Raw genomic sequence first — 14588 nt, 5'->3', positions numbered from 1 at the left:
TGGTCCCTGCTACACATCAAAGCCATTCGGCCAAGCTTGTCGCGACAACGGCCTCAAGCACGTTCGCACCAGACCATATACGCCTAAAACCAACGGAAAGGCCGAACGCTTCATCCAGACCGCCCTCAGAGAGTGGGCCTACGCCGTCGCCTATCCCAACTCGGACATGCGCGCCGCCGAACTGCCACGATGGCTTCATCGCTACAATTGGCACAGGCCTCACGGAAGTCTAAACTCAAAACCACCAATCACTAGGCTCGCTCTTACCCAGGACAACCTGTTGAGGCTCCACATCTAGAGCCGCATGCAGCGCACCTCAGGCAATGCGACTTGCATCACCGTGATGCCGGGACAGGATCCTGTAAAGCTCCGTCAAGCTGTCTGGACCTGGCCGTTCGGCCCCTTCACCACCGGCCAGACGCCAGAGACGCTCCACATTGAGGTCCTGAGTAGCTTGCGCAAGTTCGTCGTTGAGCGAGCGAACGACGTGTGCCGATTGACGCATCGCAACGAGGTTCTGACGAGCGCGCCGAAGAGGAGGAGAATGATGCCGACAACGCCGAGAGCAAACGCCGCGAACTGACGATCATCAAGAAGGAATACGCCGCTGCGAACAGTCGCCATAAAAAAAGCGGCATAGCTCATCAGATAGTTAAGCCAATCTTCCATAGCGAGCTCTCTCCCGCAGCGGCTCAATATCTTGGCTTATGCAAAGAAATCTAGAAATTGCCGTCGTTATCAACGCCGCTGAAAATACGTCGGAATTTGTACCGATCTATTAATTAAGGTCGAAGCCGCGATGGATCGTAATCCGCAAGTTTGGCCCTTCGATTCCGCCGAAGACGTTAAACACAGCCAACAGTGAGAGAAAGAATGAATAGAAGACGCTTCCTCGCCTCCGTTCCGCTCGCCCTGTTATACGCGCGCGCGGGTCAGGCTTTGGCGCAGGTGCCGCCGTCCGCGGGGCTGCGCGCCCTTGCCGACAGAAAATCGTTTCGATTCGGTTCGGCGATCGACCCGGCGGATGTCGGCAGTCCGATTGCGTCGCAGATATACATCGATAACGTCAATTCGATAACGCCGCGAAACCAGCTGAAGTGGAAGGCAACGGAAAAGATGCCAGGCGCCTTTTCCTTCGGCCCTGCCGATCAAATCGTTGCGTTTGCGCGCAAAAACAACATGCGGGTTTATGGACACACGCTTGTCTGGTATCGCACGCCCGACTGGGTGTCCGCCATCACCGATGCTGAGACCATTCGGGCGGCGATGAACCGTCATATAAAACAGGTTGTCGGTCGCTATAAGGCGTCGATCGATGCGTGGGATGTGGTGAACGAGCCGTTGGAATATGATGTGCCGGATCTGCGGGACTGCGTTTTCCGACGCCTTCTTGGCGACGACTATATCCGCATGAGCTTCGACATGGCACACGAAGCCAATCCCGACGCGATGCTGGTTCTCAATGAGACGCACCTGGAGAAAAAATCCGACGTGTTCGAACAGAAGCGTGCACGCATCCTGAAAATTGTCGAGGATCTCGTCGCCAGAAAGACGCCGATCGGCGCCGTCGGGCTGCAATCGCATTTCCGCCCCGGTCTCGATCGGATCGATCCGGAGGGAATGGGCCGATTCTGTGCAACGCTGAAGGATATGGGTATCGGGGTTTTTATCACCGAACTCGATGCGTCCTGCCATTTCCTCAATCGCGACAAGAGTTCCACGCCGGTCTCCTATGCGGAGATTTTCGGTGACGTGATCACCGTCGCAGCCGAGCGTGGTGACTTGAAAGGCGCCACCGTTTGGGGCATGTCGGAGAGATATGGCGGGCTTGACGAGAAGGACACCAACCCCGGCGCGGCATGCACGAAGCGCGTTAATCTTTACGACGATAACAACGATCCGAGAAGTTCGATTGACGGCATCAAGCGGGCAATAGAGGCAATGTGATCGCCAAAGACAGTGGAGACGCGAACAGATTCATGAGAAAAGCCGTTATTTATGTGGAAAAATTCTTGCCTGCCAGCCAGGCATTTGTTCTCAATCAGGCCGTGGCATTTCGTTCCTTCGAAGCTGAAATTCTTGCCGGTTCGCGAATCTCTTCCGCCCATACGAAAAAATCGACTGTCCCGGTTCATGACATTCGTCGGTCTCCCGTTGCGCGGGCCGGTGAACTGCTTCTGAAAATCCCGCAGGTCGGCCTGCCTTTTCTCTTTCCCGCGATCAGCCAAGCCGATCTTGTCCATGCCCATTTCGGCAAGAACGGCTATGTCATCGGTCCGCTCGCGCGCGCCGCCGGCAAACCGCTCGTCACGACATTTCACGGCTTTGACGCCACCTATCGCGGCGATCCGAAAAAACCGGGCGGCTTCAATCAGGTGCGTTTCTTCGCCAAGGGCCGGAGCGAGATGGCCGGCTGGAACAGCTGGAACATCGCCGTTTCCGATTTTATCCGGGAGCGGTTGCTGGCGCTCGGTTTCCGCGCCGACCGCGTCTTTCGCCATCACATCGGTATCGATCTCGATCTCTTCAAAATGGAACCGCGTCCACGAAAAAAGGGGTTGGTGGTTTCCATTGCCCGTTTCGTCGACTATAAGGGCCACCGCTTCATGATCGACGCGCTCTCACGCGTGGCGGCCGCCGGCACCCCGGTTGAATTCGTCATGGTCGGACAGGGACCACTGAAGGAGGAAATCGAAGCCATGGCGCGTCGTTCCTTGCCAAGCGTCACGATCCATGAAAATCTGTCGCAGACAGAGATAAGGGATCTGCTCGCCAGTGCGGAACTCTATCTTCATGGCAGCGTGACCCTCGACAATGGTCACGCGGAAGCCTTCGGCCTCGCCAATCTGGAGGCCGAAGCCGTCGGTACTCCGGTCGTCGCATTCCGCTCGGGAGGCGTGGGCGAAGCGATCGAAGAGGGGAAAACTGGTTATCTCGTGGAGGAGCGGGATGTCGCGGGCATGGCGGAAGCGGTTGGAAAGCTGCTCAACGACCAGGCCCGGTGGACAGCCTTCAGCGCGCGGGCACCGCTTTTGGTGGCCGAGCGTTTCGACATACGTCGTCAAACGGGGATGCTAGAGGACTATTACAGTTCCGTTCTAGACGAATTTGCCAGCCGGGGTCGGACTTGATGGTGCATACAGGAAAGAAGCCGAAGTGGGGACTGAACGTATTTCGGCCGCTGCGGAACGGGATCGTAAAGGCCAAATGGCTCTATTACACGAAATTCTGGGGTATGGACATCGATCCGACTGCCAGCTTTTCGTTGAGCGTGCGCTTCGACAAGACCAACCCGAAGGGACTGCATATCGGCGCCGAAACCTATGTCGCCTTTGAGGCGGCGATCCTGACCCACGACCTGACACGCGGGCTCTATCTTCACACCAGAATCGGCAAACGCTGCTTCATCGGCGCCCGCAGCATCATCCTGCCCGGCGTGGAGATCGGCGACGAATGCGTCATCGGCTCCGGCTCGGTGGTGACCAAGAGCGTGCCGCCGCGATCGCTCGTGGCCGGCAACCCGGCAAAGATAATCCGCAGCGACATCAAGATCATTTCGCGTTACGGACGCATGGCCCGCGAGGACGAAACCGTCACGCAGCTCGTGACGCACTTGCCGACTGGAGAAGCACGATGAAGATGTTTGCCTATCGCGGGAAACATGAAAATTTTGGCGACGAGCTGAACCATTGGCTCTGGGAACGTCTGCTGCCCGGCTTCTTCGACGACGATGAAAGCCAGCTCTTTCTCGGCATCGGGTCCATCCTCTACGACAATTTCGACCCGAACATACAGAAGATCGTCTTCGGCTCGGGTTATGGCGGTTACACCAACGCGCCGAAGGTCGACGGTAACTGGACCTTCTATTTCGTGCGCGGAAAAAAGACCGCCGAGGCCCTCGGCATCGATCCGAGCTACGCCATCGGCGATTCGGGCATCCTGACGCGCAGTTGCTGGGATGCAAAAAGCGTTGAGAAGCGCTACCCCGTCTCTTTCATGCCGCACTACGAAAGCGCCATGTACGGCAGCTGGGACAAGGTCTGCGACCTTGCCGGCATCCATTATATCGATCCGCGCTGGTCGGTGGAAAAGGTTCTGACCGAACTCAGCGCATCGCACAAGGTCGTTTCCGAGGCAATGCATGGCTGCATCATCTCCGATGCGCTGCGCGTTCCTTGGCGCGCGATCCGGCCGATTGCGCCGGGCAATCGCGCCAAGTGGTACGACTGGGCGAGTGCGCTCGATCTGGAGATCGATTTCGACCCGATCGGCCCGTCCAACCTCGTCGAAGCAGGCGCAGCTTTGGTGCGCAAAAACACATATCTGTTGAAGAACATAACGTTCCGTCACCGCCGCATCCGGCAACTGACCGGCAACTTTGTCTTCGGCTCGACTGTCAAGACGCTGCAGCGGGTGGCCGAAAAGCCGGGACAGCTCAGCTCCGACGAGGCTATCGTGAGGGCGCACGAAAAAATGCTGGTCCAGCTGGATCGGCTGAAACAGGATTTTTCCAACAAGACGGCCAGCGCCCTTTGATGATCCCGTGACGAGGCAATAAGGCATGATGCTTTCTAATTCCGCCGATACCGACTTGCTGAAATGGTCAATGTTATCGACCTCAGGAGCCGTTCGCCCATGAGCAGTGTTACCGACCGGCTGATTCAGGGCAGCATGTGGCTGAGTTTGTCCCGCGCCATCGTCAACGGGCTCTCGGCGCTCAGCACCTTCGTGCTTGCCTGGTATCTGGTGCCGGCCGATTTCGGTCTCGTCGCCATTGCAACGACGATCCAGGTGATCCTGAGTTCGGTCACCGAACTCTCCCTCAATCAGGCGCTTATCCGCCACGAGTCGCCAAGCGAAACGCACTTCAGCGCGGTCTGGACCTTGAGCGTGACGAGAAGCGCGATATTGGCGCTGCTGTTTGCCGCCGCGTCCTATCCAATCGCCGAATTCTATAACGAGCCGCGGCTGACGAGCGTGATGCTTGCCTTGAGTTTCAGCCTGCTCCTGAGCGGGCTCGCCAATCCGCGCCGCGTCATGCTCCAGCGCGATCTGATCTTCTGGCAGGAATTCGTCCTCAACGTCTCGCAAAAGCTGGTCGGATTTATCGTCACGGTGGGAATTGCGGCCGTCTATCATAGCTATTGGGCGCTCGTGATCGGCACCCTCGCCTATCAGGTGACCAATATCATCGTTTCCTACACCGTCCTGCCGTTCTGGCCGCGCATCACCTTTCGGCACGCGCGCGAATTGTTTTCGTTCTCGGTGTGGCTGACGGCCGGTCAGATCGTCAACACGCTGAACTGGCGGATCGAATATCTGCTGATCGGCAAGATGCTGGGCGCCACGCAGCTTGGCCACTATACTGTCGGCAACACCCTTTCGACGCTGCCGACGCGCGAAGCCACGGCGCCCTTGAACCAGACGATTTATCCAGGCTTTTCGAAAGTCCGCAATGATCCGATCCGGCTGATCGCAGCTTATCAGCGTGCCCAGGCGCTGCTGGCGGCCGTGGCGCTCCCGGCCGGGATCGGTATGGCCGTGGTGGCCGAGCCGATGATGAGGCTTGCCTTGGGTGAGAAGTGGGTCCCGGCAATCTTCATCGTCCAGGCGCTAGCATCGGTCTTCGCCTTGCAAACGCTGGGTTCGCTCGTTCAGCCGCTCGGCATGGCGAAGGGCCATACCAAGATGCTGTTCATCCGCGACACGCAAATGCTGGTGGTCCGCATTCCGATTATCATCGCCGGTCTGATGCTGTACGGGCTGCCGGGCGTGGTCTATGCGCGCGTGTTGACGGGTCTGATTTCCACCGTGGTCAACATGCTTCTGGTCAAGCGCCTGATCAATCTGCCGTTCTTCCAGCAGCTCGCAGCGAACTTCCGCGCGCTTGCCAGCGTCGCCTTGATGGCGGCCGGCGTGTGGGGATTGTCGCATATGGTCAGCATGCCTGCCGACAAGCTGCACTTGGCCGTGTATCTTGCCTTCCTCGTCATTACGGGCGGCATCATTTATCTCGGATCGAGCTTTGTTCTTTGGGTCGCTATGAAGAAGCCCAACGGCCCGGAAACCGAAGTCCACCGCATCATTGTCAAGTTCCTGTCAAAAGCAAAACGTATTGCCGTACCTAAGTCGGCCTGAAGTTAAACGAACACCAACAAGAGAGGCAGAATGACCAGCCAATCCAGATCGGAGCTGATCGCAAAACTCAACGGCATGATCCATGATTGCCTGAAGGACTATGTCTCGCGCGATGAACCGCTTGCGATTCTCGATTTTCCTGACATTCGCAATTGCGGCGACTCGGCGATCTGGCTGGGTGAGATGGCCTATCTCCGTGATCGCTTCGGCAAGCGTCCGGACTATGTTTCCAGGCTTCACGACTTCTCCGTCGAAGAACTGAAACGGCGGGTTCCCACAGGCCCGATCTTCATTCACGGCGGCGGCAATTTCGGCGATATCTGGGTCGCCCACCAGGATTTCCGCGAGATGATCATGGAACGTTTCCCGGATCGGCAGATCATCCAGTTTCCGCAGTCGATCCACTACAGTTCGGCTGAGCGCATCGAGCAGTCGAAGCGGGCCATCGGGCGCCACAAGAATTTCGTGCTGCTGGTGCGCGACGAAGAATCGAAGGAGTTTTCCGAGAAGCACTTTGACTGCACCGTGCGGCTATGCCCGGACATGGCTTTCGCCATCGGTCCGCTGCCGGAAAGGGCAACGCAGATCCCCGTCCTCGCCATGTTGCGCGAGGATGCGGAACGGGTTGGCGGCGGTGATCGCAAGATTCCTTCCGATATTCCTGTGGAAGACTGGATCACCGAATCGAAGCGTAAGGTAAATATCGCCAAGAAACTGGGCGTAGCTTCGGCTTATTTCGCATTGAAGCCGAGCGAAGTTGCCTTGCGCCGACTGGACGCTGCGGCTCATAACCGCTTCGAGCGCGGCATCAGCCAGATCTCCCGTGCCCGCGCGATTGTGACCGATCGCCTGCACGTCCATATCTGCTCGCTGCTGCTCGGCCGTCCGCATGCGGTACTGGACAACAGCTATGGAAAGATCCGCCGCTTCATGAATGCATTCTCCGGCGGAACCGACCTTTCCTATAAGGCGACATCGCTCGAAGACGGGATCGAGTGGGCGCGTCAGCAGGCTGGCCAGGACCGCGCCGCTGAGAAAGAAGCTGTGGGCCTGCGGGCTTAAGGGGAATTCGATGCCACTTGTCACCTTCATCATCCCGGTCCGACATCAGGACAACGCGCGCGATTGGAGCAAGCTGAAGGCAAATCTCGGCCAGACCGTGGCCTCCATTTCCAATCAGACCAATGGAGATTGGCGCGGCATCATCGTAGCCAACGAAGGCGCCGATCTACCTGATCTGCCGGAGAAATTTTCCGCCGTTCGCGTGACCTTTCCCCCTAACGACATGCATGAACTCGGCAAAGGCAGCAAGGAAGACTTCCTTGATGCGTTCCGCGCCGACAAGGGCCGGCGCGTACTGAGCGGGATGCTGGCCGCCGCCGACAGCCGTTTCTTCATGATTGTCGACGATGATGATTTCGTTAGCTCCCGTATCGTCCAGCATGCTGCGGAAAATCAGAACGCCAACGGCTGGACGATTGACCATGGTTACATCTGGGACGACGGCGGTAATTTCCTGCTTGGTCATGATGACTTCAGCCATCTCTGCGGGACGTCGCTGATCATTCGCGCCGATCTTTATGAATTGCCGCAGCGGTTCGAGGACGCTTCGCTTGACTGGATCAAGTCGATGCTCGGCAGCCATGTGCGCATTGCAGATATTCTCGCCCAACGCGGAGCGCCGCTCGCCAAACTCCCCTTTCGCGGGGCGGTCTACCGGGTCGCCCATGGCGGATCGCATAGTCGGGCGCCGAGTCTGATGCGGCAGTATTTTCTCAATCGCGGCGTGCTTCTGAAGCCGCGACGCTTGTTGCGCAATTTTCGCAGGCTGAGGGTTCTCGGCCAGGGTTATCGGCGCGAATTTTTCGGCGGGGCGCGGTCGAATCCTGCATAGACTCCGATGCACATAGCGAAGGCAACTAAATTATGAGGCTTTTCTCGTTCGATTTCACCAAAAGGGTTGGTTAAAGATGGCGAATCTTCTCGTCAGCGTGCTCTTTTCATCTTACAACGGCGCCAGCCGCCGGCTGCGCCATACTCTGGACTCCCTGGTGCGCCAGGAGCTTCCCCACGATCAGTGGGAACTGATTGCTGTTGACAACAACAGCAATGACCGCACGTTTGATCTTTTGAAATCCTATTGCGACAAACTTCCCATCACCATCCTCCAACAGCACAAGCCAGGAAAGTCCGGTGCGCTGAACATGGCCCTGGACCGGGTTAAGGGGGATCTCATCGTCTTTACGGATGACGATGTCCGCGCCGAACCAAACTGGCTGAAAGCAATCGTCGACTGCGCCGCAGCCCATCCGAGTTATGGCATCTTCGGCGGCAGAATTGTTCCTGATTGGGAGAAAGAGCCAAAAGACCGATTTATCCAGTGGATTCCGATGGGTTCCACCTTTGCGATCGTCGACGAAACACAAAGCGGGCCCTGTGACCCGACAAAAGTCTGGGGTCCGAACACAATCGTCAGACGAGAACTGCTCGGAACAAGCGTGCGCTACCGAGAGGATATAGGTCCCCTTCCCGGAAAGATATTTGCCATGGGTGAAGATGCCGAGATCGTCATTCGCTTGGCAGCCAATGGCGCCAAATCCTATCGATGCGCCGAGGCCGTCGTCCATCACTGGATTCCAGCGTCGAGCGTGACGGAGGATTGGGTACAGAAAAGAGGGGAGCGGCTTGGCTACGGCATGCCGGCGCTCTTTCCCGACGAGGTACCTGGAGGGCTGAGGTTAAGCGGAGTTCCGCTTCCGACCTGGATCGAAAGCGCGCAATGGGCTTTCCGGGCAGCAATGCTCTATCTCCTGCCGCAATCGAAGAAACGTTTCTGGGCGATCTGGAAATATTACTACATGCGTGGCTATCGCGCCGGAATTCGCCGGTACGTGTCTCAAACGGTGGTACAGTGATCGATTGCCCAGGAGGCAGGAATTTGAGACTATCAGTGCCCATCAGTCATTTTTGGCAGTATTTGCGTCCACGCATCGACAGCGTTCTATCGGAGGCCCAAGTCACCGGCAAGGCGTGAGCTGAAGCCGTACTGTGAGGCGATCCGACCGAAATGGGGTCCGGAGCAGCAAATGAGCAAAGTCAAGGTAACAATACTTTTCTCGACTTACAATGGAGAGAAGACCCTGCCAACGATGCTTGACGCACTCTGCGCTGCCACCATACCGAAAAAAGAATGGAAAATCGTCGCGGTCGATAACAACAGCAGCGACAACACTGCAGCAGTCCTGAATTCCTATAAGGAGCGGCTTCCGCTGGAAGTTTATTTCGAGCCAAAACAAGGCAAGCAACATGCATTGACTTTGGGCTTCCGCCACCTGGAGGGGGAACTCGTCATTTTAACTGATGACGATGTCATCCCCGCGCCGGATTGGATCGAGCAGTTTCTGATCTTGGCGGAGGAGCAACCTCAGTTTTCCATTTTCGGGGGCTTGATCACGCCCGAATGGGAGGAAAAGCCGGCACCGTGGTTGATCAAGTATGGGCACCTGGGAATTCTTTATGCTCTCAATGGCGATCTTCCCGAGGGTCCGATTTCGGCGGCATTAATCTCAGGACCGAATTCCGCCTTCCGCCGTTCCATATTGGGGACTGGTTATATCGTACACGACGGCCTCGGCCCGGATGCCACTATCGCTCAGTTCCCCATGGGTGAGGATACGGCTTTTGCCCTGCGGTTGGAGAAGAATGGAGCCAAGGCGTTTCATTCGCGGCATCCCGGCGTTCGGCACATTGTAAGGAAGGGCTATGTGAAAGAAGGCTGGATTCTGCGACGCGGCGAACGTTATGGCATGGGTCTGGTTATCGTTCGGCCGGACCTGTTCGAGAGCAAAACGAAAATCGCCGGTATGCCGGTCGTCAGCGCCCTGAAATGGCTTCTGATGGCGCCGGCCAGTGTCATCATCAAGCGATTCCCCTTAAGCGGCCCTCGCTTCAAATTGCTGTGGGCGCAGTCGGTGAGACAGGGAATCCTGCGCCAATTTCTGAAGCAGCGGTCTGCGACGAATAAGGCGATCTATTCTCAGGTTGGCGCTAAATGATGTCAGTCCTAAACCACGGCATCAACAGGAAGCGCTCCAACTGCGGAGGCAGGGGGCCGGATTTTCGCACCTCAGGAGGCGAGCGGGTTTGACGACGGATTTAAAAATTAGTGTCATCTTTTCGTCCTTCAACGGCGCTACTAGACGGCTTCAGCAGATGCTGGATTCGATGCTGGGCCAAAACCTTCCGGCTGAACAATGGGAACTGATTGCCGTCAACAACAACAGTGAAGACGGAACACAGCAGCTTCTCGATCGATATGCGGAGAAGCTTCCAATGGTTGTTGTCAATCATGCCCGGCCAGGAAAATCAGGAGCTATGAACGCCGCTCTGGCGATAGCTCGAGGAGCGTTGATCGTTTTTACGGACGACGATATCGAGGCGGATGCGAATTGGTTGAGTTCGATTGCGGCGTGCGCAGAGGCGAATCCGGATTATGGCGTTATCGGCGGTCGGATTCTTCCAAATTGGGAGCATTATCCTCATGGAGATCCGCTGTTGGATTGGATTCCCATGGGATCAACCTTCGCCATAGCGGACCAGGAATCGAGCGGCTCGTGCGACCCGACAAAAATTTGGGGTCCGAACACGACCGTGCGTCGTGAACTGCTTGGCAGCACTATACGGTTCCGCGAGGACATCGGGCCTCTTCCAGGAGGTCTTTTCGCGATGGGAGAGGATACGGAAATTGTTACCCGCCTATCCCGAAACGGCGTGAAGACATATCGGTGCGCTGAGGCCACCGTTCATCATTGGATTCCCGCCTCGAGCGTGACAGAGGCTTGGGTCCAGAAACGTGCGGAACGTCTTGGCTATGGAATGCCTGCGCTCTTCGCCGAGGACATTCCCAAAGGTGTAAGGATCGGCGGGGTGCCCTTGCGGACCTGGATCGAAAGTGCCAACTGGGCGGTTCGGGCGGCGCTTCTTTATCCTTTCCCCCGATCAAAGAAGAGGTTCTGGGCCATTTGGAAGTACTACTACATGCGTGGCTACCGCGCCGGGCTGCGCCGATACGCACCGGCAGGAAATCATTCTGGTCGACTGGTGCAGGAGGTCGTGCGGTGAAATTATCGGTGCTCATCAACAATTTCAATTACGGCCAGTATCTGCGTCCCTGCATCAACAGTGTTCTGTCGCAGGCCTATCCGGATTTCGAAGTGATCGTCGTCGACGATGGCTCCACTGATGATTCCCGAGAAATCCTTGCTTCATACGGCGAGCGGATCCTGACCGTATTGAAAGAGAATGGCGGCCAGGCCTCAAGCTTCAATGCCGGTTTTGCGGCCGCAAGCGGCGATATCCTTTTTCTCCTCGACGCCGATGATGCGTTTCTGCCCAGCAAACTCATGCGCGTCGCCGAGATCTACGACCGCAACGAGATCGACTGGTGCTTCGACCGCGTCACGACCGATGAGGGCGACCAGCCTCCCGCGGACCTGCAAGTGACGCTGTTCGACAAGCGGGACACTCTGCGCAGAGGCGGTTTCCCCTCGCTCCCCGTGCCGACTTCAGGCTTGACCTTCCGCCGCGAACTGCTGTCCCAGATCCTGCCGATGTCCGTCGCGAAAGACGTCGTCCTCAGCGACAATTACATCAAGTTTGCGGCCGCCTATCTGGGTCGCGGCGCCATCGTCGAAACACCGCTGACCTTTCAGCGCATTCATGCTTCGAACCGCTATACGGGCACGAGCAGGGCGAAAACACTGCGCCCGCGGATCATGATCGCCACAGGATTGGAACTGGCACGTCGCTATGATGGGCTGCATGCGCTCGGCAAGAGCCTGGTGGCCGGCGGCATCGCCGAAACGACGTCGCTCCTGAAGCTGAGGAGCGAAGCTCGAAGCACGGTGGCAGGTGGTCCGTTTGGTGATGACGCCGTAAACGAAGTGGCCCTGATGGCCGCGCGCAAGCGTTTGGGCGCTATGCTGCGGAGAGGACAGTGATGGACCAGCAAGAGACCTTGGCGCCTTCATCTGATCGGCAAGGCGCGTCGCCGTTGAACATCGCCGTCGGCGTGCTGACCTATCGGCGGCTGGATGGCATCGCCAAGCTGCTCGACGTGATGACACGCCAGACCAAGCATTCGGATCGTCCCTATCATCTGACGATGGTGATCGTCGACAATGATGCCGCTGGCAGCGCAAGAGCCACGGTAGAGGGCTTCGGCCAAACGGGCGCCTATGATCTTATCTATGTCGTCGAACCCAACCAGGGCATACCCTTTGCGCGCAACCGCGCGCTCGATTCGGCCCCTGCCGGCACGGACCTCTTCTGCTTTCTCGATGATGACGAATGGCCGGTCGACGGCTGGCTCGATGCGATGCTGGAGACCCGGGAGAAAAACCGCGCCGATTGCGTCTACGGTCCGGTCCAGCCGGTCTATCCCGAGAACCCGCCGGAATATTTCATCAAGGCAAGGGTTTTCGAGCGCAAGAAGAACAAGGACGGTCAGCGCATTTCCTATGCGGCTTCGAACAATGTCATGTTCGATTATCCCCTCATCCGCTCATGGAATCTGCGTTTCGAGGAGAAAATGCGCTTCACCGGGGGCACTGACTATCTCTTCTTCAATCAGGCAATTCGTCGTGGCATGCAGGTTTTCTGGGCTGACAAGGCGCTCGTCTATGATATCGTTCCTGCCAGCCGAATGACTTGGAAGTGGGTGTTGCAGCGGCAATACCGGCTTGGCAACACTTTCGCCGTCAGCGAGGTCCTGCACGGCAACCTCAAGCGCCGGCTCTATCGCGCGGCCTATGGCGCCACGAGAGTAATGCTCGGGGTGGCCATGCTGCCGGCGATTCTGATTTCACCCTATTGGGGCATGCGGGCGCTCACTCATGTTTTGCGCGGCGCAGGCATGGTCAACGGGATCCTTGGGCATGCCTACCAGGAATACAGACCCAATGCCGCCCTCTGATACTGTTTGCAGGAGCGCTCTCGGATGAGTTTCGGCCCTACTTACGTTCCGAACGGGAACATCAGCTTGACGCGGCAAGCGGCGCGATCGCGACCACGTCATGGCATCGAGAAAGAAACCTTGGTCCGTTGGCTCCTCACGGTCATGCTTTATATCACGCTCTTGCGTGCAACCGGAATGTGGTACGGTTATCCCTCGAACTTCGATGACGGGATATCTGTGGATCCGCTTCCGCAGAAGCTGATGCTCTATTCCCTGATTCCGATGATGGGCGTTTACTTCATCCTGGAGCCAAACCGGTTTCTGTCCTATTTTCGAAGGATTCCGGTTCTCGTCATCGTTGTGGCTGGCTTTTCGCTCATATCCCTCGCTCTATCGATCAGCTTTGGCGCATCCGCGCGCGGTGTCGCCGCCGTGACGGTGCTGACAATCGCGCCGCTGCTCTACCGACGTCGCTACGGCAGCGTCGAGACATTCAGGCTACTTACAAACTTCGCGATTTTTGCAGCCTTTGCCAACGTCCTGTATACGGTCGCCTTCCCGCGTTTTGCTATCATGGGCGGTTCTTATGCCGGCATGGTCAAAGGGCTTTTTTACCATAAGAACACGATGGGGCAATTTTTTGCGGTCGCGTTCGTCGTCGTGGTTTCCATCGGCTTGCCATCCGCCAAGCTTCGATATCGGACGTTGCTGCGCTGGACCGCTTTGTTGTTGATGCTTTTGTTGATCGCCGTCTCGCGATCGTCGACGGCCGTCGTCATGTTGGCAATGGGGCTTGCGACACTCGCGGGTCTGAAGATGATGTTCAAGATCGGAAATTCCGGCGTTCGATCGTTCTTTCTGTTCTTTCTCTGTCTTATCCTCGGCTTTGTCGGCGCGTCGGCCTATCTCGGCGCCGCGCAACTGATCGCGGATGCCTTCGGCAAGGATTTGACGTTCTCCGGCCGAACGAACATCTGGGAGCAACTGATTCCGCTTGTCTACGACAAACCGATTTTCGGATATGGGTTCGCTCTGTTTCGACAACCCGAGATCATGGAACAGTTTGTCCGTGTGACGTTTGATGCGAGATCGACGCACAACACCTATCTGGAGCTCGCGCTCAACATTGGCGTGCCCGGGACAATCGCCTGGGTTGCATTCTTGTTCAAACGGCTTGGAGAACGCATAACGACGGTATCGTCGGGCGCCGCGCTAAACGAAGTTCAGGCGAAGGAAGTCGCAGTCATGCTGATGATCATGATCGGCGCGATGATGGAGGCTGGTTTGATGTTGGCACCGGTCGTGCTTTGGCCGCTTATGGTCGTGTGCTTGCCAAAGGATTCTTCGCCGAGTTCCTTCAGGCGCAAGCCACGAAAACCGATTATGCCGAATTCTGGTCGAAGACCAGCAGTATGAGTTCATATTAAGAGCTGGTATCCGACCCGAAATGTAGAGTATCGAAACAATACACGGCGGTCCGCTTCAATGCGGACCA

At 57.1% G+C, this 14588-nt stretch carries 14 protein-coding genes and 1 pseudogene; 14 read left to right on the top strand and 1 reads right to left on the bottom strand.

All coding sequences use genetic code 11. The features are described 5' to 3' along the window. Nucleotides 1-298, top strand: a 298-nt coding sequence (locus PH551_RS19025; RefSeq protein WP_285194367.1) for an integrase core domain-containing protein, incomplete at its 5' end; no start/stop codon positions are given. 18 nt (nt 299-316) lie between these two features. On the opposite strand, the pseudogene PH551_RS19020 reads toward PH551_RS19025, so the two are convergent. Then, nucleotides 317-669, bottom strand: a pseudogene (locus PH551_RS19020) (hypothetical protein). A gap of 204 nt (nt 670-873) precedes the next feature. On the opposite strand from PH551_RS19020, the gene PH551_RS19015 reads away from it, so the two are divergent. The 13 genes from PH551_RS19015 (at nt 874) to PH551_RS18955 (ending at nt 14509) form a co-directional block, all read left to right on the top strand. Continuing rightward, the gene (locus tag PH551_RS19015; RefSeq protein WP_285194366.1) at nt 874-1947 is read left to right on the top strand and encodes an endo-1,4-beta-xylanase; all 1074 of its coding nucleotides are present in this window, start codon (nt 874-876) and stop codon (nt 1945-1947) included. Nucleotides 1948-1979: 32 nt separating this feature from the next. Further along, nucleotides 1980-3131 (top strand): glycosyltransferase, encoded by a 1152-nt coding sequence (locus PH551_RS19010; RefSeq protein ID WP_285194365.1) that lies wholly within the window; start codon nt 1980-1982, stop codon nt 3129-3131. Beyond that, nucleotides 3131-3637: an acyltransferase gene (locus tag PH551_RS19005; protein WP_085779104.1), complete on the top strand. Its 507-nt coding sequence runs from the start codon at nt 3131-3133 to the stop codon at nt 3635-3637. Before PH551_RS19010 ends, PH551_RS19005 begins: the two co-directional genes overlap by 1 nt. Continuing rightward, nucleotides 3634-4536: an exopolysaccharide glucosyl ketal-pyruvate-transferase gene (gene pssM / locus PH551_RS19000; protein ID WP_085779105.1), complete on the top strand. Its 903-nt coding sequence runs from the start codon at nt 3634-3636 to the stop codon at nt 4534-4536. Before PH551_RS19005 ends, pssM begins: the two co-directional genes overlap by 4 nt. A 99-nt stretch (nt 4537-4635) precedes the next feature. Continuing rightward, nucleotides 4636-6138 (top strand): lipopolysaccharide biosynthesis protein, encoded by a 1503-nt coding sequence (locus PH551_RS18995; protein WP_085779106.1) that lies wholly within the window; start codon nt 4636-4638, stop codon nt 6136-6138. 30 nt (nt 6139-6168) lie between these two features. Continuing rightward, the gene (locus PH551_RS18990) at nt 6169-7200 is read left to right on the top strand and encodes a polysaccharide pyruvyl transferase family protein (protein WP_285194364.1); all 1032 of its coding nucleotides are present in this window, start codon (nt 6169-6171) and stop codon (nt 7198-7200) included. Between the two features lie 10 nt (nt 7201-7210). Further along, a complete protein-coding gene (locus PH551_RS18985) occupies nt 7211-8032 on the top strand; it encodes a galactosyl transferase (protein WP_285194363.1) in 822 nt (273 codons plus the stop codon). 76 nt (nt 8033-8108) lie between these two features. Continuing rightward, nucleotides 8109-9053, top strand: coding sequence for a glycosyltransferase family 2 protein (locus tag PH551_RS18980; RefSeq protein ID WP_285194362.1), 945 nt, complete (start codon nt 8109-8111; stop codon nt 9051-9053). A gap of 171 nt (nt 9054-9224) precedes the next feature. Then, entirely contained in the window at nt 9225-10193 is a 969-nt protein-coding gene (locus PH551_RS18975) for a glycosyltransferase (RefSeq protein ID WP_285194361.1), read from the top strand. Nucleotides 10194-10281: 88 nt separating this feature from the next. Further along, on the top strand, nt 10282-11259 hold the full coding sequence (locus tag PH551_RS18970; protein ID WP_285194360.1) for a glycosyltransferase family 2 protein: 978 nt from the start codon (nt 10282-10284) through the stop codon (nt 11257-11259). After that, nucleotides 11256-12137, top strand: a complete 882-nt coding sequence (locus tag PH551_RS18965) for a glycosyltransferase family 2 protein (protein ID WP_285194359.1) — start codon at nt 11256-11258, stop codon at nt 12135-12137. Before PH551_RS18970 ends, PH551_RS18965 begins: the two co-directional genes overlap by 4 nt. After that, entirely contained in the window at nt 12137-13111 is a 975-nt protein-coding gene (locus PH551_RS18960) for a glycosyltransferase family A protein (RefSeq protein WP_085779113.1), read from the top strand. Before PH551_RS18965 ends, PH551_RS18960 begins: the two co-directional genes overlap by 1 nt. A gap of 24 nt (nt 13112-13135) precedes the next feature. Beyond that, the gene (locus tag PH551_RS18955; RefSeq protein WP_085779114.1) at nt 13136-14509 is read left to right on the top strand and encodes an O-antigen ligase family protein; all 1374 of its coding nucleotides are present in this window, start codon (nt 13136-13138) and stop codon (nt 14507-14509) included. Nucleotides 14510-14588: the final 79 nt, after the last annotated feature.

The sequence above is a fragment of the Rhizobium atlanticum genome (assembly GCF_030182485.1).
GTDB lineage: Bacteria > Pseudomonadota > Alphaproteobacteria > Rhizobiales > Rhizobiaceae > Rhizobium.
This window is presented reverse-complemented; position numbering and strand designations above follow the sequence as displayed.